13 protein-coding genes are annotated in these 19,485 nt (G+C 73.8%); 7 read left to right on the top strand and 6 right to left on the bottom strand.

Going from position 1 to position 19,485, the window contains the following annotated elements; all coding sequences use genetic code 11:
- A partial coding sequence (locus EBO15_RS44520) for an ATP-binding protein (RefSeq protein ID WP_325051944.1) occupies positions 1–1,760 on the top strand: 1,760 nt, incomplete at its 5' end.
- On the opposite strand, the gene EBO15_RS29595 is transcribed toward EBO15_RS44520, so the two are convergent.
- Positions 1,726–2,322 carry a TetR/AcrR family transcriptional regulator gene (locus tag EBO15_RS29595; RefSeq protein WP_122197751.1) on the bottom strand — a complete coding sequence of 199 codons (597 nt, stop codon included), beginning with the start codon at positions 2,320–2,322 and terminating at the stop codon, positions 1,726–1,728. The genes EBO15_RS44520 and EBO15_RS29595 overlap by 35 nt on opposite strands.
- Positions 2,323–2,409: 87 nt before the next feature.
- Between EBO15_RS29595 and EBO15_RS29590 the strand changes: the two genes are divergently transcribed.
- A complete protein-coding gene (locus EBO15_RS29590) occupies positions 2,410–2,955 on the top strand; it encodes a SigE family RNA polymerase sigma factor (protein WP_233616515.1) in 546 nt (181 codons plus the stop codon).
- Complete coding sequence (locus tag EBO15_RS29585; protein ID WP_122197750.1) at positions 2,952–3,977, top strand: hypothetical protein; 1,026 nt, start codon at positions 2,952–2,954, stop codon at positions 3,975–3,977. The genes EBO15_RS29590 and EBO15_RS29585 overlap by 4 nt, the downstream gene beginning before the upstream one ends.
- 55 nt (positions 3,978–4,032) lie before the next feature.
- On the opposite strand, the gene EBO15_RS29580 is transcribed toward EBO15_RS29585, so the two are convergent.
- The 5 genes from EBO15_RS29580 to EBO15_RS29560 all read right to left on the bottom strand — a co-directional run bounded on the left by EBO15_RS29580 (position 4,033) and on the right by EBO15_RS29560 (position 15,065).
- The gene (locus EBO15_RS29580; protein ID WP_122197749.1) at positions 4,033–6,612 is read right to left on the bottom strand and encodes a S8 family serine peptidase; all 2,580 of its coding nucleotides are present in this window, start codon (positions 6,610–6,612) and stop codon (positions 4,033–4,035) included.
- Between the two features lies 1 nt (position 6,613).
- Positions 6,614–7,891 carry a hypothetical protein gene (locus EBO15_RS29575; protein WP_122197748.1) on the bottom strand — a complete coding sequence of 426 codons (1,278 nt, stop codon included), beginning with the start codon at positions 7,889–7,891 and terminating at the stop codon, positions 6,614–6,616.
- A gap of 38 nt (positions 7,892–7,929) precedes the next feature.
- Positions 7,930–9,237, bottom strand: coding sequence for a S8/S53 family peptidase (locus EBO15_RS29570; protein ID WP_122197747.1), 1,308 nt, complete (start codon positions 9,235–9,237; stop codon positions 7,930–7,932).
- A 13-nt stretch (positions 9,238–9,250) separates the two neighbouring features.
- On the bottom strand, positions 9,251–11,698 hold the full coding sequence (locus EBO15_RS29565) for a hypothetical protein (protein WP_122197746.1): 2,448 nt from the start codon (positions 11,696–11,698) through the stop codon (positions 9,251–9,253).
- A gap of 466 nt (positions 11,699–12,164) precedes the next feature.
- Positions 12,165–15,065, bottom strand: a complete 2,901-nt coding sequence (locus EBO15_RS29560) for a helix-turn-helix transcriptional regulator (protein WP_122197745.1) — start codon at positions 15,063–15,065, stop codon at positions 12,165–12,167.
- A 182-nt stretch (positions 15,066–15,247) separates the two neighbouring features.
- Here EBO15_RS29560 and EBO15_RS29555 point away from each other — a divergent pair, with 182 nt between their 5' ends.
- From EBO15_RS29555 to glgX, 4 genes are all read left to right on the top strand, one after another.
- On the top strand, positions 15,248–15,808 hold the full coding sequence (locus tag EBO15_RS29555; protein WP_122197744.1) for a DUF4262 domain-containing protein: 561 nt from the start codon (positions 15,248–15,250) through the stop codon (positions 15,806–15,808).
- A gap of 52 nt (positions 15,809–15,860) precedes the next feature.
- Positions 15,861–16,367 carry a GNAT family N-acetyltransferase gene (locus tag EBO15_RS29550; protein WP_122197743.1) on the top strand — a complete coding sequence of 169 codons (507 nt, stop codon included), beginning with the start codon at positions 15,861–15,863 and terminating at the stop codon, positions 16,365–16,367.
- Positions 16,368–16,576: 209 nt separating this feature from the next.
- Positions 16,577–17,239 carry a hypothetical protein gene (locus tag EBO15_RS29545; protein WP_122197742.1) on the top strand — a complete coding sequence of 221 codons (663 nt, stop codon included), beginning with the start codon at positions 16,577–16,579 and terminating at the stop codon, positions 17,237–17,239.
- 113 nt (positions 17,240–17,352) lie between these two features.
- A complete protein-coding gene (glgX, locus tag EBO15_RS29540) occupies positions 17,353–19,467 on the top strand; it encodes a glycogen debranching protein GlgX (protein WP_122197741.1) in 2,115 nt (704 codons plus the stop codon).
- The last annotated feature ends 18 nt before the right edge of the window (positions 19,468–19,485 follow it).

The raw sequence follows: 19,485 nt of genomic DNA, 5'->3' as shown, positions 1-19,485 counted from the left end.
GGAACGCCGAGCGGCTGTTCGCGGCGCGCGCCGCCGCGGCCGCGCCGGGCTTCGCGGTGACCGGCGGCAACGCGGCGGCGGTCGCGGCCGTCTGCCGCCGCCTGGACGGCCTGCCCCTCGCCCTGGAACTCGCCGCGACGCGCGTCCGGGCCCTCGGCGTGGACGCCCTCGCCGAACGGCTGGACGACCGGTTCCGGCTGCTCACCCGGCGCGGCGGGCCCGCCCGGCAGCAGACGCTGCGCGCCGTCATCGACTGGAGCTGGGAGCTGCTGAGCGATCCGGAGCGGGTCGCGCTGCGCAGGCTGGCCGTCCACGCGGACGGCTGCACGCTCGAAGCCGCCGAGGAGGTATGCGGGGATCCGGACATCGACGTCCTCACGCGGCTCGTCGACCGGTCGCTCGTCGTGTTCACCGAGGACCGGCGGTACCGGCTGCTGGAGTCCGTCGCCGACTACTGCCTTGAGCGTCTCCGGGAAGCGGGCGAGGAGGACCTCGTGCGCGCGCGTCATGCCCGGTACTACACGGCGCTGGCCGAACGGGCCGTCCCGTATCTGCGCGGGCCGGAACAGGAGCGCTGGCTCCAGCGGCTCGATCGTGAGGGCGCCAACTTCCGCGCCGCGCTGGACCACCGGGCCGATCCCGTCCTGGCGAACGCGCTCGGCTGGTACTGGTTCCTTCGCGGACGGCTCAACGAGGCCCGCCGCTACCTGACGCTCGCCCTCGCCCAAGACGCGCCCGAACACGTCCTGCGGCGGACGCGCGTTTGGCTGAACGGCCTGACGATGCTGTCGGGAGAGGGCGACGAGTCCGAAACCCTGAGGAAGGCGGCCCTCGGCCCGGACGCGGACGCCTGGTCGCTGTGGTTCCTGACGTTCGTCCACTGGCCCTACGGGGACCTGCCCGCCAACCAGGCCCGCCTAGAGCGCGCGCTCGCCCTGTTCAAGGACGAAGGCGACCGCTGGGGAGAGGCCGCCGTCCTGAGCACGCGCGCGAAACTGCGCATGGTCGGCGGCGACCTGGCCGACATGCGGGACGACGCCGAACGCAGCCTCCGCCTGTTCGGCGAGCTCGGCGACGCGTGGGGCGAGCTGGAGGCCGCCGACGCCGTCGCCCGGCACGCCGAGATCGTCGCCGACTACGCGCGGGCCGTCCGCATGCGCCGCGAGGTGGCGCGCCGCGCCGAACGCCTCGGCATGTGGGCGGAGGTGTCGTTCGCGCTGTCCGGGCTGGGCCGCGTCGCGCTCCTCGAAGGAGACCTCGACAAGGCCCACGACCTGCACGAACGCGCGCTCGGCCTCGCCCGCGACCGGTCGTCCCGGTCGGCCGAGGAGTTCGCCGCGATCGGCCTCGCCCTGGTCGCCCGGCGCCGCGGCGACCTGGACGCCGCCGAGGAGCACCTGCGCAGCCGCCTGCCGTGGCTGCGCGGCATCGGCGGGACGGCGGGCATCGCGTTCATCCAGACCCAGCTCGGGTTCGCCGCCGAGCAGCGCGGCGACGCCGCGTCCGCCGAGGCGCTGCACACGACCGCGCTGGAGACCGCCCGCGAGACCGGCGACCCGCGCGCGGTCGCGCTCGCGCTGGAGGGCCTCGCCGGGGCGCGCTCCCTCACGGGCGACACCGCCGAGGCGTCCCGGCTGCTCGCCGAGGCCGACGCGATCCGGACGTCCGTGGGCGCTCCGCTCCCGCCCGCCGAACGCTTCGACGTCGACCGGATCGCGGCCCGGATCAGCGCTCGGACCGGCTCGGCGGACGGCTCGTGACCAGGGGCAGGAACACCTCGTCGACGATCTCGACGAGGACGTCGTCCGGCGCGGACGGCACGCCCCGCACCACGAACTCGTTCCGCAGCAGGACGATCGCGACCGTCGCGACCCGCGGGTGGAGGGCCTCGGGCGCGACCTCGCCCCGCGCGACCGCCCGCCCGAGGACGGTCAGCCACGGCGCCGCGACGCCCGACTGGTCCTGCAACTGCGCGACCAGCTCCGCCGCCCCCCCTGCGGCGACGAGCAGCTCGCGCAGGATCGCGCCGAGCGGCGAGCTCCAGAGCCGGTTCGCGCCGCGCAGGAGCTCCAGCGCGTCCGCGCGCAGGTCGCCGGTGTCCGGCACCGGGACCTTCGTGGCGAGCCGCCGGTACGCGGCGACGCCGAGCGCGAGCCGGTTCGGCCAGCGGCGGTAGATCGCGTTCTTGTTCGTCCCGGCGCGCGCCGCGACCCGGTCCATGGTCAGGCCCGCGAAACCGGACTCGGTCAGCTCGTCCACCGCCGCGCCGAGGATCGCGTCCTCCAGCTCCGTGCCGCGCCGGCGCGCCGGCCTGCTCGTCATGCGCCCATTCTCGCACCGGGCGCGAAAGGAGATCGTCCGGCCGTGCAACCCTCCGCGCGGCGGGACGCATCAGGGGGGTGTGAAGCGATGTACGAGAAGGACGGCCCCATGACGGCCCCGGCCGTGCCCGCGGACGACGTCGGTGTCCGAGGCGCCGAGGACGCCGACGGCGGCTACACCGCCTACGTGTCGGGGCGCGTCACCTGGATCCGCCGCACCGCCTACCTGCTCTGCGGCGACTGGACCGCCGCGGACGACCTGACCCAGCAGACCATCTACAAGCTGTTCGTGCATTGGGCGAAGGCCCGCCGCGCCGAGAGCCTGGACGCGTACACGCGCGTCGTGCTCGTCCGGGAGTTCCTCGCGGAGCGCCGCAAGGCGTGGTGGCGGCGGACCTCGCTGGTCGCTCCCCCGGACCGCGCGTCCGACTCGGGCGACCCCGACGGCGGTCTCGACCTGCGGGACGCGCTGGCCTCGCTCGCGCCGCGCCAGCGCGCCGTGGTCGTGCTCCGCTACTACTGCGACCTCTCGGTCGCCGACACCGCCACGGTCCTCGGCTGCTCGGAGGGCAACGTCAAGAGCCAGGCCTCCCGGGCCCTCACCACCCTGCGCGGCCACCTGGAGGGACGATGAACGAGAGCCTGGAATCCCACCTCCGCGACGAGCTCCGCGCCCTGGCGGACGCCCCGCTCCCCGCGTCCGGCCACGTCGACATCGCCACCGCCCGCACCCGCGGCACCCGAACCCGCCGAACCCGCCGCGCCCGAGCTGCCGCGGCCGTGACGGCGGCCTGCGTCGCCATCGCGGGCGTCTCCTACTCCGTCCTGGCCGACGGAGGCTCCGGGACGGTCCGCCGCACCCCGCCCGCCCAGAACGCCACGTCCGGGGGCCCGGGAGAAGTGCGGACCCTGACGCGGACGGCCTCGTTCGGATGGCTCCCGGACGGCTACCGCGAGTACGGCGTCCGCGCCGCGGCAGGCTCCCTCAGCCTCAACACGACCGTCTCGGCGGCCAAGCCCGGCTTCACCGACCCACAGGACGTCGCGCCCATCCAGCTGACGACCGGCACACGACCCGACCCCCTACCGCGCGCCACCGGGAACCTCACCGTGAACGGGAAGGCGGCGGCCTGGCTCGGCCATCCCAGAGCCGATCGGTCGAATGCCATCCAGATCGTCTGGAACTACGCCTCGGACAGGTCGGCGTCCCTCAGGGTCAGCACCAAGGTCACGCGAGACCCCGCGACGGTCGTGAAGATCGCCGAGAGCGCCGTCTTCGCCCGGGCCACGGAGCCGATCCGCTTCCCGGTGCGCTTCCGCGGCCTGAAGGAACCGTTCGAGGTGCGGGAGTTGTACGCCGAAACGACCGGGTCCAGCACACCGGCCTTCGGCGGCTTCCTCGTCTTCGGAGGCGCGTTCGCGAAGCAGCGCCTCCAGATCGACGTCTACCCGGCCGGCGCGAGGCGACCCCGGCTCCCCGGCCAGGGCTCAGGGCCTCGCAACGAACTCACGGAGACGACCATGGGCCCCTACAAGGTGCGGCTCTACGGGAACCCGTTCCCCCACCAGCCGTCGAAGGTGGCCGAGTTCGCCGCGCTCCTCGGCCAGGCGTCCTTCCTCCCGCAGGACCGGCAGACCACCAACCCCTTCAAGTGACCGGACGCGAGCGAGGTGCCCGGACGGTTCGTCCGGGCACCTCGTGTCGCTTCCGCTAGTGGGTGGACGGGGTGCAGGCGCGGTCGCCGGCGAAGGCGTCGTCGACGGCCCACCAGCCGGAGAACTGGCCCCGGTAGTGGAGGCGGTAGCGGACGCTGGACCTTCCGTTGGCCTGCGGGATCGGGACGACCTGGGCGGACGGCCCGGGGGCGCCGGGGAAGCCCTTGGCGGTCCAGGCGTTCGTCCAGGTCTTACCGCCGTCGAGACTGACGTCCACGGACGTCGTGGAGTTGACGGCGGGCTTCAGGTCCTGGGCGAACTCGATCGTGGCCTTGGTGCGCTTGGACATGTCGTAGGACGGGCTGGTCAGGTAGGTGTCCTGGACGTGGCCGGGGCCGGTGTGCTGGGAGTCGACGACGGCGAAGCCGCCGGCGCCGCCGGTGTGGTTGCCGCGTCCACCCGGGTCGGTGAACTCCCATCCGGGCTGGTGGGCGTAGTTGGGGATGCCGGGGTCGGCGTTGGTGAGCTGCCAGCCCTTGGGGAGGCGGGTGCCGTCGAAGCCCTCGGTGCCGCCGTCCCGGGTGACCTGGTAGCCCTTGGCGACGCAGGCGAGGGTGACGGTCAGGCCGACGTCCTCGGTCCGGCCGGCGCCGCCGAGCGTGACCGTCCGGGTCGCGGGTTCGTAGCCGGGCTCGGTGGAGGTGTAGGTGACGGTGTAGGCCAGGTTCGGCAGCAGGGGCAGGGTGTAGGCCCCGGACGCGTCGGCGGACGCCGACCACGCGTGCCCCTCGCCGTCCCTCGCGACGATCTTCGCCGGGAGGCCGCCGCCCTTGCCGGACCCGTCGGTGACGGTTCCGGTCAGGTCGACGCGCGGGGTCGGGGCCAGGGCGATGCCCTGGGTCTGCGAGCCGTCCTTGCCGACGGTGAGGGTGGTCGTCCCGGTCACGTAGCCGAACGCGGTGGTGCTGATCTCGTAGTCACCGGCGGTGAGGCGGAACCGGTAGGCGCCGTCCGCGCCGGTGGTGAAGGCGCGGTCCACCGGGCCGGACGCGTGGACGGTCGCGCCCGCGACGGCCTGGCCGGACGAGGCGTCCGTGACCGTCCCGGACACGTCGCCCAGCCCCGCCGTGCCCGCGTCGACGAGGGCGAGGGCGTCCAGGCGGCCCTCGCCGTAGACGTTGTTGTTCCCGGGCGTCCCGCCGCACTGGCCGTCCGGGGTGTCCACGGCGGTGAGGTTCAGCAGGTCCCGCGTCTTCTCCAGGTCCCGCCGGTACTCCGGACGGGCCGACCACAGCAGGGCCACCGCGCCCGCGACGTGCGGCGTCGCCATCGAGGTGCCGCTGAGCTCGGCGTACCCGCCGCCGGGGACCGAGGAGCGGACGTCCACGCCGGGGGCCGAGATGTTCGGCTTGACCAGGCCGTCCTGGCCCGGACCCCGGCTGGAGAACGGGGCGGCCTTGCCCGCCGGGTCGTACGCGCCGACCGAGTAGTTGATCGTGCGGCTGCCGGGCGCGCCCGCCGTCCCGCAGTTCGGGCCGTCGTTGCCGTTGGCCCACACGCCCATGATCCCGGAGGCGGCCCACGCGAGCTCGACGTCCTCGAACATCGGCTCGTTGGACGGCGGCGACCCCCACGAGTTGTTCACCACGTCCGGTCGCCTGGACGGGTCGGGGTTCGCGTTGTCGTGGTCGGTCGGGGCGAGCATCCACTGGAGCGCGGCGAGCAGGTTGGTGTCGGAGCAGCTGTCGGTCTCGCAGCCCTTGGCCGCGATCCACGTCGCGCCCGGCGCGACGCCGATCCGCTCGCCTTGGCCGTCGTCGCCGACCATGGTCCCCATGGTGTGGGTGCCGTGCTCGTTGTTGTCGCAGGGCGTCGCGCTCTTGCACATGCCGGACGGGTCGTACCAGTTGTAGTCGTTGGTGAACGTCCCGTCGCCGTTGTTGCCCCGGTACTGCCGGACGAGCGCCGGGTGGTCGTACTGCGCGCCGGTGTCGACGTTGGCGACGACGATACCCTCGCCGCGCCGCCCGGTCCGGGTCCAGACCTGGTCGGCCTTGATGTCGGTGACGCCCCAGGCGACCGCCGCCCGCGTGGAGCCCGTCGCTCCGGCCTTCGCCTTCGCCGGCGTCTTCGCCGGCGTCTTCGGTCCGGCCGTCTCGACCGGCTTCTGCACCCGGTACGTCCGGGACGGCCGGATCTCGGCCACGCCCGGGATCGCGGCGAGCTTCCGCGCCACGCTCTCCGGGACGTTCGCGGCGTAGACCGCGTTGGTCGCCCAGTAGGACCTGCCGCCGAGGCCGGCGTCCTTCAGCGCCTTCTGGACGGGCCCCTGCGTCGCGCTCGCCTCGGCCTTGAGGCCGTTCATGACCGCCCGGCCGCGTTCGGCGCGGTCCTTGACCCGCACCGCGCCGGACAGGTCGGCCCGGTCGGCCATCCGGATCCAGATGTTCGCCGTGCCGGACGTGGCGTAGGCCGCGCGCACGTCGGCGTCCAGCGCCGCCGGCCTGGGCGCCGCCGGCGCCGCCTGCGCCGCACCGGACGTCAGCGTGGCCGTCACGAGGGACGCCGCGCACAGCACCGCCGCGGTGGTCCCGGCGGTCGGTCGAGAGAGCCGCATGGCTTCCAGAAGCCGCATGTCACCGCACTCCGCAGGTCAGGTGGGCGAGCGCCGTGCGCTTGGTCGCGTACGCCAGTCCGGGCATGGGGGACGGGTCGGTGTACTCGTAGGAGCCGACCGCCCAGACGTCGCCCGGGCCGGAGCCCGCGAGCGCCCGGTAGAGGTAGGTGACCCCCGCGGCGCCGCCTCCGCCGGGCTGGGCGCCCTCCGGGGCGACCTTCGTCCAGGTGGTGCCGGTCCGGTGCAGGAGGGTGGAGTCGGCGATCGCCCACAGGTCGTCCGGTCCGGCGGCGTAGAGGGCGTTCATGAAGCCGCCCTGCTTCACGTCGCCCGGCCCGGTGTCGACGGACCACTTCTTGCCGTCCCAGTGCATGACCAGGCCGCGGTAGCCGTTCCAGTCGGTCCAGGTGCCGCGCCAGCCGCCGATGTAGACGTCGTCCGGGCCGTTCGCCACGACGGTGCTGGCGATCCCCTCGGGCATGCCGGGCGCGACGACCGAGGGCAGCTCGACCTCGGTCCACTTCGTGCCGTCGTAGTGCTCCGCGTACGGGATGAACACGCCCTCGGCGGGCCGCGCGCGCTTGTAGCCGACGGCCCAGACGTCGTTCGCGGACACGGCGTCGATCTGGATCAGCGCCGACCCCTGGCCCGAGGCCGAGGGGTGGTCGGCGAGCGTCCACTCGGTGCCGTCCCAGTGCTCGAGGAGCGCGCCGCTCATGTCGAGGTCGCCGACGGCCCAGGCGTCGTCCGGGGCCACGGACGCCACGTCCAGCAGCCGGACGCGGCCGTTCTTCGGATCGGGCGAGGCGGCGGTCGGGTAGAGCCTCCACCGGCCGCCGTCCCAGCGCGCCATCGTCATGACGGCGATGTCGGCCCCGCCGCCGGCGGGCTGGACGATGACCCAGCCGCTGGACGCCGAGTCATAGGAACCACGGGTGCCCTTGAAGACCGGGCGCTTCGGCTGCACCGGGATCTGCGGGCCGGTGCCGGTGTTCTTCGACCCGTCCCAGACGGTCTCGGACAGTCCGGCGCCCCAGTCGGAGTCCACGTTCGCGGTGAACCGGACGTCCTTGGCCGACAGGGCCTCGACGTCCTGGACCTCGCTGGCGGGGAACGCCGGGGTCTCCATCTTCCAGGCGGGGGTGCAGGCCGCGTTCGCGGGGACCGCCGAGCCGGCGAGGACGCCGGACAGCGTGCCGGTGACCAGTGTGCCGAGGCCGAGCAGCGCCGTCGCGCGGCGTGGCCGCCGGGGGGTGTCGGGGAGGGGGTTTCGTCTGCTGCGCAGGGGGTTTCGCATTGCCTGTCTCCTAGAAGCCACCGATCAGAAGGCGCTGATCAGAAGGCACCGATGCCGTTGGGGGCGCCCATGCCGCTCGGGCCGTCGTATCCGGCGCCCGCCGTGCAGAGGTAGGCGGCGGCGCAGAGGCCGTTCGCCCCGGAGGTGAGGTCGAACAGGGACCTGGCGTGGGAGTAGAGCCGCTGGGGGGCGGGCGTGGACGAGGTGTTCCCGGCCAGGCCGTACACGCCCGCGACGAGCGCGGCCGCGAGAGGGGGACCCGACACGTTCACCCAGCCGCCGTTGCCCGAGTCGTAGGCCGAGGCCGGGGTGTACTCGGACGCGACGGCCGCGGCGTCGGCGACCGTCCGGTGGTCGCCGCAGGCGCCCTTCTTCTGCCAGGACGGCCGCTTCTCGTACAGCGAGCAGCCGGACGAGGTCTTCCGCCACGGCGTCTCCGTCCAGCCGCGCCCGGACGACGCGTCCCGGTACAGGTCGGTTCCGCCGACGGCGACGACCGTCGGGTACGCGGCGGGCAGCGCCTGGTGTCCGTCGCCGTTGAACCCCGATCCCCCCGACGCGGCGACGACCGCGACGCCCGGGTGGTCGAAGTGCGACGCCTGCGCGCCCTGGCCCTCGTACTCGGCGAACCAGCCGTCCATGACGACGACCGTCCGCGCGCCCTGCGCGACCGCCTGGTCGACGGCCGCGCCCTGGTCGGCGAGGGTGGCGGCGTCGGCCTCGACCAGGAGCAGGTCGCAGTTGGGGCACGCGGCCGAGGCCATGTCCAGGCCGACGGCCGCGTGCAGGCCCCAGGCCGGGTCGGACGGCGGCAGGGTGCCGCCGCCGCGCTGGCCGGTCTTCCGGAAGCACGGGAACTCGGCGTCGCACACGTGCATGCCGTTCGCCGCGCGGTAGGTGTTCAGGTCCTGCTCGGCGGCGGTGACGTCGAACGGGACGACGACCGCGATCGTGCTCCGCCCGCCGAGCAGGTCGCTCGGGAGTTTGTAGGCGTCCTGGAGGTCGGCGGCGGTGAGCCCCCCGGGCGGGACGCCCTCGGCGGCGGCCTTGAGCGCGGCGGTCCGTCCGGGACCGGCCTGGGCGAGGCCCGCCTTGGCGGTGAACCTCCGCGCCTTGCCCGCCTTCGGCGTCGCGAACCGCAGCATGCAGTCGGCCGCCTTGGTCGTGGTCGTGGTCTTGGTGTTGGCTTTGGCCTTGGTCTCGGCGACGGCGCAGGCCGGACGCCCCTGCGGAGCCCCGCCGGACGGCGCGGACGGCGCGGCGGACGCGGACACCGGGACGACGGCCGTGACGGCGAGCGCTCCGGTCGCGGCCAGCGTGGCCAGCTTCCTTCTGGTGATCCTCATGTCGGCTCCCCGCTCAGCCGTCGAGCCGGTAGGCGTGGACGTTGGTCTGCGTGACGGACGAGCCGTCCGCGTCGTGCGCGGTGACCCGCAGGGACACCCAGCGGTGGTCCCGGTCGTAGGCGGGGTGGGTGACGGAGGCGTGGAACACGCCGTCCGACCCCGCCGTGGCGGCGGACGGCCCGGACCAGGTCGCGCCGTCGTCGTAGGAGACCTCGACGGTGCCGGTCACCCCGGTCGGGGCGGCCTGGTACTGCTGGTGCGAGACGCGGAACCCGACGTCGAACGGCTGCCCGGCCTTGGCGCGCGAGTCGGCGTCCAGCTTCAGGTCGTAGGTCACGAACAGCAGCGGCAGGAACGAGCAGGACGTGGACGTGTCCAGACCGCAGAACGCCGTCTTCGGCAGCGTCGCGGTGGCGCCGCCGGGCGCGGAGCGGAACCTCCAGTCCGTCGTGCCGGTGGCGTCCGGGACGTCCGGGTCGGACGATTCCCAGACGAGCCGGTAGTCGGCGGGACGGGGCGCCAGCGGCAGGTTCGCCGGGTCCGGGCTGTACCGGATGTTCGAGGGCTCGACCTCGGTGGAGTAGGCGAGCTTGCCGTCCCGGTAGAAGCGCATCTCGTTGCCCTCGCCGTTGACGTAGGCGTGGTGCGTCGGGTCGGTGTCCGCTCCGCCCCGGAGGAACAGGGCGGCGAGGTCGCCCTGACGGCAGGCGACGCACACCTGTGCGAGGGCGTCGTCGGTGGTGGGGGCATGATCCCCGCCTCCGATGACGACGTCGACGCTCTTGAGGTACTCCGCCGCGACGGACGGCGTGGGCGGCGCACCGCCGAACTCCTGCCGCACCACCTGGCCGGGCTTCAGCGTCCGGCGCGGGTCGTTCCGCCGGCCGCCCTTGTCCGGGGTGAAGGCCCATTCCCACACGACCTGGTCGGGGGTGTTGCTGTACAGGTAGTCGGTGCGGTCACCGGCCGGGACGGCCCCGGCGTGCCCGACCGACGTGTAGGTCCAGGGCAGGAACGCGTTGGTGTACCACTGCGCCGGGCCGGTGGACGCGTCGTCCGACGGCACGTTGTGCAGCCGGGACTCCACCGTCGCGAAGTCGGACTGGGCGAGCGAATGCGTCTGGACCGCGGGGACGGACCCCTCGCTGAGGAACAGCGTCTTGTAGGTGGGGCCCGAGCCGATCACGCTGCCGGTGCCGGTGCTCAGCGAGGTCGTCTCGAGGAAGTGCAGCGTGCCCTTGGTGACCGGTTTGGTCGGCGTGACGTACAGCTTGGGGTTGCCGTTGTAGATGGACGAGCCGAGCCGCATGTCGTAGAAGCCCGCGAGCGAGCCCACTCCGTTCGGCGGCACGCCCTCCTGCTTCCCGTGCGTGTCCCCGCGGAGGAACGCCATGAAGTCGACGCGTGGCATGTCCGGCTTCGGCGGAGCGGCGAGGTCCGTCCGGTACTGGACGGCCTTCCGGGCGTCCAGGACGACCGTGGTGTCGCCCTTGACGGTGAGCTCGGGTTCGATGACGAGCGCGGCGCGGCTGCTCCGGTCGGTCCCCGGGCCGGTGAGCACGCTCGCCTCGATGCTGTAGGTGCCCTCGGGAACGCTGAACGCCCGCCTGCCGTTGCCCGGGGCGGCCATGCCGAAGTCGCCGAGGGTCGCGTCGTCCACGCTGTGGACGAACCCGATCATCACGCCGGGCTTGCCGTCCTGGTCGATGGAGTCGACGGTCAGCGTGCGGTACCTGACGCCGCCCTTCGCCGCGCCGTTCACCGGGCTGTTCGCCGGGCCGTTCGCCCCGCCGTTCACCGTGGCCTTCGGGGCGGCCGTACGGACGAGCGGCGGCGCGGCCGGGAGCTTCGGCGCGCCGCCCGGGACGGCCAGGGTCATCTGGTCCACGCCGGAGAGGCCCGGCGTCGCCGAGCCGCCCCCGCCCCTCGCCGCCTCCCAGTTCCTGGCGAGGAGGGCGCCGAACCCGGCCGCCTTCCTCTTGGCGACCTTCGCGCGGACGGTCCCGCCCGAGGAGGAGGTGACGCTCGTCCCGGGCAGGCCGTCCGCCTTCGCCGACGTCGCCCTGACCGTCACCGGCAGGGACGAGGCGTGCCCGTCGTCGAGTTTCGCCCGCACGAGGTAGCCCACGTCGAACAGGCGCGGGTCGAGGGTCGTGCCGAGGAACGGCGCGGCCTTCGCGGGGATCACGTACGCGTCCCCGTCGTAGGTGAACTGCGTGAACGTGCCGCCGTTCTCCCCCACGGCGTCCAAGGGGGCGACCTGCTGCGAGCCGTCCTCGGCCACGTCCACGCGGAAGCGGTCGCCGGTCACCAGCGTCACGTCCGCGCTCTTCACGACCTTCGCGGCGGGCGCGGCCGCTCCGGCCGCCCGTGGGCCCGGGGGCGGCGCGGCCACGCGCTCCCCCGGTCCCGCCGTCGCCGTCCCGCCGGCGGCCCCCGCCGTCGCCAGCACCGCGGTCACGCCGACCGCGATCCCCGTCCGGCGCCGCCCCCGGCCCGCTCTACACCGTTCCCCGCGCCGCCGTTCCCCGCGCTTCGCCTGCCTCGCTCGTGCGAGCGCGGCGGTCAGTCGGAATCTGGACACCGATCCTCCTGTCGGTCCTGCCGGTCCCCGGGTTCGCCTCGGGGCGGACTCGCGCGTCCACCCACTCCTCGTCCTCCGGGTCCGGCTCGTCCGGCTCGTCCGGTTCCGGCGGACGCGCCGGTTGCGCACTGGACATGCGGCAAGGATCGGCGCGCGGCGGGCCGCGGCGGGATGGGGAAGATCACCCATTCACGGGACGGACGGGACCTCCGGAAACCGATGGGGGTCCCCGGAGGAACGGCCCGTGGGCCGAACGGCGACGAGGTGCGACGCCGAAACCTCTGGGGGTGGGCCGGCCGGGACGCGGTCGGCCGGCGCGGGTCCAGCCGGTGGCGGCGCCGGGTCAGCCGGTGGCGGCGCCGGGGCCCTCGGCGAGGCGGGCGGCGAGCCCGGCGCGGGTGCGGAGCCCGAGTTTGCGCAGCGCGGACGCGAGGTGCTTCTCGACGGTCTTCGGCGACACGTACAGGCGGCTCGCGATGTCACGGTTGGTGAGGCCGGACGCGGCCAGCTCGGCGACCTCGCGTTCGCGCGGTGAGAGGGCGCCGCCGTAACCGCGCGGTCCCCGCCTGGGCGCCGGGCGCGGTGCGAGCTCGATCCCCCGGCGACGGGCCGTGCGGGCGACGCGGTCGAGGTCGCGGGTCGCGCCGAGACGCTCGAAGGCGGTCGCGGCCCGGGCCAGGAAGGCGGACGCGGCCGGGGCGTCCACCCCACGTAGCGCCCCGGCCGCGTGCTCTCGCGCCCGCGCCGCCTCGTACGGCGCGGGGAGTCTCTCATAACCCTCGGCGGCGGCCGCGTACGCCGCGCCCGCCCGTGACCCGCCGCCGTCGGCGGCGGCCAGCAACCCGCGCGCGTACGTTAGCGCACATTGGGCCATTGGCGCGTCAAGTCCGGCCAATCGGTCGGTGTACCGCTCTGTCAGCGCGCGGGCGTCGTCCGTCCGCCCGTCCGCGATCAGCGCCTCGACCAGCGACGGGACGGCCCGGACACCGGCCGCCCACATCCCGCGCGTCTCCCAGAGGTCGACGTACGCGGCCGTGTCGGCGAGCGCCTCCGCCGCCGCGCCGCCCGCGACGGCGGGCCGCAGCCACGCGTCCACGATGACCGCGAGCAGCATGGCGTCGCCCGGGACGGCCACCTCGGCGACCGCGCGCAGCCGGTCGACGATGCCCGGCGGGTTGTCCGCCGCGACGTCCAGGCACACGGCGACGGCCTCGGCGAACATGCTCTCGGTGCGGTCGCGCAGCCCGTCCAGCACCTCGGGGACGGCGTCCGCGAGCCCGTCCCACTCGCCGCGCAGGTAGGACACCAGCAGCAGCCCGGCGCGGCTGCGGTAGGCGATGCCGCCGGTCGGGTCCATCTCGGTGCCGATCTCCAGCGCGGTGCGCAGCGAGTCGCGCGCGACCTCGTGGTGCCCGGCGAACCCGGCGCCGATCCCGAGCGAGTAGAACGCGTTCGCGCGCCGCGAGTCGATCTCGGCGGGCCCGCCGCGGATCCGGTCGCGCAGGTCCGTCCAGCGTGGGTCGCCGGTGAGGAGCCGGGCCATCGACGCCTTGCCGAGGACGAACTGCCGCTGCGCGGGCTCCTCGATGTTCGGGAGGGTCGCGATGGCACGGTCCACCCACCCGCGGCGCTCGGCGACGGGGAGGCCGGTCGGCTCGGTGGGCATGCCGAGCGCGAGCATCCCCCATGCGGCGAGGCCCGCGCGCTGGTCCAGGTGCTCCACCGACTCCCGGACGCTCACCCACTTCTCGTCCGGGTCGAGGCCGACCGAGTCCAGGTACAGGCCGAGCCGGAGGCGCAGCTCGGCGCGCAGCCGGCGCGGCAGGTCGGCGGCCAGGGCGCGGGCGAACACCGTGCGCAGGTCCGGGACGCGCAACGTCTCGAACGCCGCCTTCGCCAGCAGGACGGTCAGCTCCGCGCGCCGGACGGGCTCGAGGTCGGCGTCGCGGAGCACGCCGTCCAGCAGCCGGAACGCCTCCGCGTCGTCCCGCAGCTCGGTCGCCCGCTCGGCGGCGCGGACCGCGACGTCCACCCACTCGGCGACCCTGCCGGACTCGCGCAGGTGGTGCGCCAGCACGCCGAGCGGCACCCGGTCCAGGTGCCGGACCGCGTCGGCGGCCCGGCCGTGCAGGTCACGGCGGCGGGCGGTGGGGATCTCCTCGGACACCGCCTGCGCGGCGAGGACGTGCCGGAACCCGAAGTCGCCGCCGCGCTCGCCGATCAGCCCGGACTCGACCGCCTCGTCCAGGCCGTCGGCGGTGCCGCCGCGCGCCGCGTCCAGCAGCACGGCCTGCGGGACGGCGGTCATCAGGACGGCGGCGGCCTCGGCGACCGCGCGGGCGCCGTCCGAGAGCCGCGCGACACGTTCGAGGACCGAGTCGCGGACGCGCACCGGGACGTCCAGCTCGGCGACGGTCCGGCGCGCCCAGCGTCCGCGCCGCCACGCGAGCGTGCCGCGCTGGCGCAGCAACGCCAGCAGTTCCTGGACGGCCAGCGGCACCCCCGAGGCGCGTTCGCACAGGTAGGCGGCGAGTTCGTCGGTGATCCGGTCGGCGTCGAGGATCGCCTGCGTGAGCTCGCGCGTGCGCGCGACGTCCAGCGGGGCGAGCTCGATCCGCTCGCGCGTCACCTCGGCGGCCGGACGCGCCGTGACCAGGCGCACGTCGGGGCCCGCGTCCTCGCCCCGGTAGGTGACCACGACCGACAGCGCGGGCGGCGGGCCCGCGAGCAGGTAGTCGAGGAACTCCAGGGTCTGCTCGTCCGCCCAGTGCGCGTCCTCCACGACGAGGACGGTCGGGCCGAGCGCGGCGAACACCTGCGCCAGCCCACGGAAGATCCGGTGCCGCTCGGCCAGCCGGTCACCGAGCGGCTGCGGCGCGGGCGGCAGGACGTCCTCCAGCTCCGGCAGCAGCGGCCGCAGCGCCCCCGCCACCCGGGACAGCGCGCCCGCCCCCTCCTCGCCGAGGGCGGCGGCGGTGTCGCGGAGGGCTTCGACGATGGGACCGAGGGGGAAGGGCTCGCGGATGCGGCGGCACGTTCCGGTGAGGACACGGCGGCCGCGGAGTTCGGGACGGCCCGCCATCTCGGCGACGAGCCGGGTCTTGCCGATGCCCGCCTCGCCGGTCACGACCACGACCGCCGGGGCGCGCGCGACCGCGCCGACCAGCCTCGCCATCTCCTCGTCCCGCCCCACCAACAGGGGTGAGACGACCCGTCCGACGACCGACCGACCGTCCGCGCTCATAGGCCGCGCATCCGTCCTCCGACCCCGTGTCTCCATGGCTCGGACTCCAACAAACGGCCCCGTCCCCGGCCAGTGAACCACGGCAAGATCAATAAAGCCATGGACGCGAGGTCCGGCCCCATTCCACCGAAACCGACCGCGCACGCACGACCACCGCCCGGAAATGATCGTAAGCTTGCGACATGTCCGACGGCCGTTCTGAGTGCCACTGCGTACTGGACCACGACTACGGTGACCGCGACCGCCTGGACACCTTCAACCTCCGCACGATCGTGCACATCTCCCAGTACGGCTTCAGCGTCGTCCTCGTCCAGCCCGAGGACCCGACGCCCGGCTGGGTCTACAGCATCGGCCTCTGGCACAGCTTCCGCGCCCCGGAGCTCGCCATGTTCGGCGGCGACGTGTACGAGATGGAGGAGACCCTCAACACCCTCGGCCGCCGCGCCGCCGAGGGAGGCCCGGCCGAGGACGGCGAGGTCGCCCCGGACGCCGCGCGCGGCCACCCCGCGTCCTTCCGCGCCGTCGAGCCCACCTGGTACAACGCGGCGTTTCCGGGCGCCGTGTCCTTCTACCGCCGCCCTCCCCTCCCCTACCTCCAGGTCGTCTGGCCGGACGGCGCCGACCTGTTCCCCTGGCAGCCCGGCACCACCCTCGACTTCCGCCGCACGCAGCCCTGGCTCTGGCTCCCCCCGCGCGAGCACCCCGGGGGCGTCTGGTCCCGGCGCCTGCGCCCCGCGCCCTGACCCCGGGCGAGGCTGCGCCGGCGACGCCCGGTGACCCCCTAAGCTCGTCCGCGTGTTCGGTCCCCTGGCGGAACCCCTCCGCACCCAGCGCCTCGTCCTGGAGCCCCTGACCGTCCACCACGCGGACGAGATGGCCGAGGTCCTGGACGACCCGCGCCTGCACACCCACCTCGGCGGCGAGCCCCTCTCCCTCCCCGAACTGCGCGCCCGCTACGCCCGCCTCGCCGAGGGCCCGGCCCCCTTCCACCAGGAGGGATGGCTCAACTGGATCGTCCGCCGCACCCGCGACGGCCGTCCCGTCGGAACCGTCCAGGCCACCGTCACCCCCGCCGAGACCTGGATCGCGTGGGTCGTCGGCATGCCGTACCAGGGCTTCGGCTTCGCCACCGAGGCCGCCCAGGCCCTCGTCGACTGGCTCCACGCCCACAACGTCCGGACGATCGTCGCCGCCGTCCACCCGGCCAACGCCCCGTCCGAGTCCGTCGCCAGAAAACTCGGCATGCGCCCCACCGAAAGAACCTCCGGCGACGAAACCGTCTGGCAACTCCCTTTTGAGTAATTAGACGGGGATTTGTCCTTTCGCCAGCACATCTTCGGCGACTGTAGGGTTTTCCCAGCGCAAAAAGAAAACGGTGAGACCGCAAAGCGATCTCACCGTGGAAAGAACTGTGCCCCGGGCGGCATGCGATGCAGAGGCGGACCCGGGGCTTCCAAGAGGAAGACTACCACCGAAGCGCCGTCCCTGACGGCTTCCCCCCGGAGTGCCCCATGAACTCGACCCCTCCGCCCGACTGGCTCCGCCGAGCCCTGTCCCGCTCCCGCCTCAACCCCTACCTCCTCGCGACGAGCGCACAGACCGACGCCGTGCTGGGGCTGTACACGTGGAACGTGGAGGTCTCCGCGGCCTTCTACGGCCCGCTGCACTGGCTGGAGGTCTCGCTCCGCAACTCGCTCAACGACCGGCTCCGCGAGCATCACGGATGCGACGACTGGTGGCGGGTGGCTCCGCTCCTCCCGGAGTCGCGTCTCAAGGTCGACGACGCCAGGCGCAAGGCTCGCCGCAAGGTGGTCCGTGACCATGATCGGCCCGTCACCTGCGACGACGTGGTCGCCGAGCTGACCTTCGGCTTCTGGGTGGAGTTGCTGAGCAGGGCGTCCGACCGGGGGTTCTGGGTGCCGGTGCTGCACCGCGCCTTCCCCGGCTACCACGGGCCGCGCCGCAACCTGCACAAGCCCTTCCTGAGCATGGTGCTGTTCCGCAATCGGATCATGCACTACGAGCCGATCCACGACCGTCCGCTGGAGAAGCGCCACGCGACCCTCTACTGGCTGCTCGGGTGCATCGACGCCGAGCTGGTCACGCAGGCCCGCACCTTCGACCGCGTTCCCGAGGTCCTCGCCCAGCGACCCCGGCTGATCCTGCCCGGCTGATCCCACTCGGAGAGCGGGATCAGCCGCAATCAGCCTTTGCCGTACAACCTGGCCTTTTGTTGGGTAGGTGTGGAGCGTCGGGTTAGGGCGATTCGGGGTCGAGGAGTGGGACGGTGGGGCGGGAGGTCTGGCCGGGAGAGGCTTATCCGCTGGGGGCCACGTGGGACGGGTCGGGGACCGGGTTCGCGTTGTTCTCCGAGGTGGCGCGGCGGGTGGAGGTCTGCCTGTTCGGAGCGGACGGGCGGGAGGAGCGGATCGTCCTGCCCGAGGTGGACGGGTTCGTGTGGCACGGGTACCTGCCGGGCGTGGGGCCGGGGCAGCGGTACGGGTACCGGGTGGACGGGCCGTACACGCCGGAGGCGGGGCACCGGTGCAACCCGTCGAAGCTGCTGCTCGACCCGTACGGGAAGGCCGTCGTGGGCGGGGTGCGCTGGCATGAGGCGCTGTTCTCGTACCGGTTCGGGCACCCGGACAAGCTGAACACCGCCGACTCGGCGCCGTACATGCCGAAGAACGTGGTCATCAATCCGTTCTTCGACTGGGCGGACGACCGGCCGCCCCGGACGCCGTACCACCGGACGGTCGTGTACGAGGCGCACGTGCGGGGCCTGACGATGCGGCACCCGGGGGTCCCGGAGGAGCAGCGCGGGACGTACGCGGGGCTGGCGCATCCGGTGGTCGTCGACCATCTGACCGGGCTCGGCGTGACGGCGGTCGAGCTGATGCCGGTGCACCAGTTCGCGCCGGAGCACGCGACGGTGGCGCGGGGGCTGACCAATTACTGGGGGTACAACACGATCGGGTTCCTCGCGCCGCACAACGCGTATTCGGCGTCCGGGCAGTGCGGTGAGCAGGTCCTCGAGTTCAAGGCGATGGTGCGGACGCTGCACCGGGCGGGCATCGAGGTCATTCTCGACGTCGTCTACAACCACACGGCGGAAGGCGACCACCTGGGGCCGACGCTGTCGTTCCGCGGGATCGACAACTCGTCCTACTACAGGCTGCGGGACGACGACCGGCGCTATCACCTCGATTACACGGGCTGTGGGAATTCGCTGAACGTGCGGAGTCCGCACGCCTTGCAGCTCATCATGGATTCGCTGCGCTACTGGATTCTCGAAATGCACGTGGACGGGTTCCGGTTCGATCTGGCGAGCGCGCTGGCGCGGGAGCTGCACGACGTGGACCGGCTGGCGGCGTTCTTCGACCTCGTCCAGCAGGATCCGGTGGTGTCGCAGGTGAAGCTGATCGCGGAGCCCTGGGACGTCGGCGAGGGCGGCTACCAGGTCGGGAACTTCCCGCCGCTGTGGAGCGAGTGGAACGGCAAGTACCGCGACACGGTGCGGGACTTCTGGCGCGGGTCGTTCGCGACGCTGCCGGAGTTCGCGTCGCGGCTGACCGGGTCGTCCGACCTGTACGAGCACGGCGCGCGGCGGCCGTTCGCGTCGGTCAACTTCGTGACCTGCCACGACGGGTTCACGCTCGCCGACCTCGTCGCCTACGAGCGCAAGCGCAACGAGCCGAACGGCGAGGACGGCCGGGACGGCACCGACGACAACCGCTCCTGGAACTGCGGCGCCGAGGGCCCGACCGACGATCCGGCGGTGAACGCCCTGCGGGCGCGGCAGCGGCGCAACCTGCTCGCGACGCTGTTCCTGTCGCAGGGGGTGCCGATGCTGTCGCACGGCGACGAGCTCGGCCGGACGCAGCGGGGCGACAACAACGCGTACTGCCAGGACAACGAGCTGACCTGGATCGACTGGGACGCGGCGGAGGACGCCGGGGACGAGCTGGAGTTCGTCCGGAACCTGGCGCGGCTCCGCCTCCGGCACCCGGTGTTCCGGCGGCGGCGGTTCTTCCGGGGGGCCCGCGCGGGCTCGGACGGCCACGACGCCGACATCGCGTGGCTCACGCCGTCCGGCGAGCCGATGACCGACGGCGACTGGCACGCCGGGTTCGCCAAGTCCCTCGGCGTCTACCTGAACGGCGCGGCGATCACCGAGCCGGACGCGCGCGGACGCCGCGTCCGGGACGACTCGTTCCTGCTGCTGGTCAACGCGGGCTCGGCCGCGGTCGACTTCACCGTCCCCGGGCCCGAGTACGGCGAGCGCTGGGAGGTCGCGCTCGACACGGCCGCGCCCGGCACGGTCGGCGAACGTCCCCGGGTGAAGGCGCGCGACGGGGTCGAGATCGTCGAGCACTCCCTCACCGTCCTGCGCCGCGCCTGACCGCCGCCGCACCCGCCA

The organism is Actinomadura harenae (genome assembly GCF_003696215.1).
GTDB classification, from domain to species: domain Bacteria; phylum Actinomycetota; class Actinomycetes; order Streptosporangiales; family Streptosporangiaceae; genus Spirillospora; species Spirillospora harenae.
This window is presented reverse-complemented; position numbering and strand designations above follow the sequence as displayed.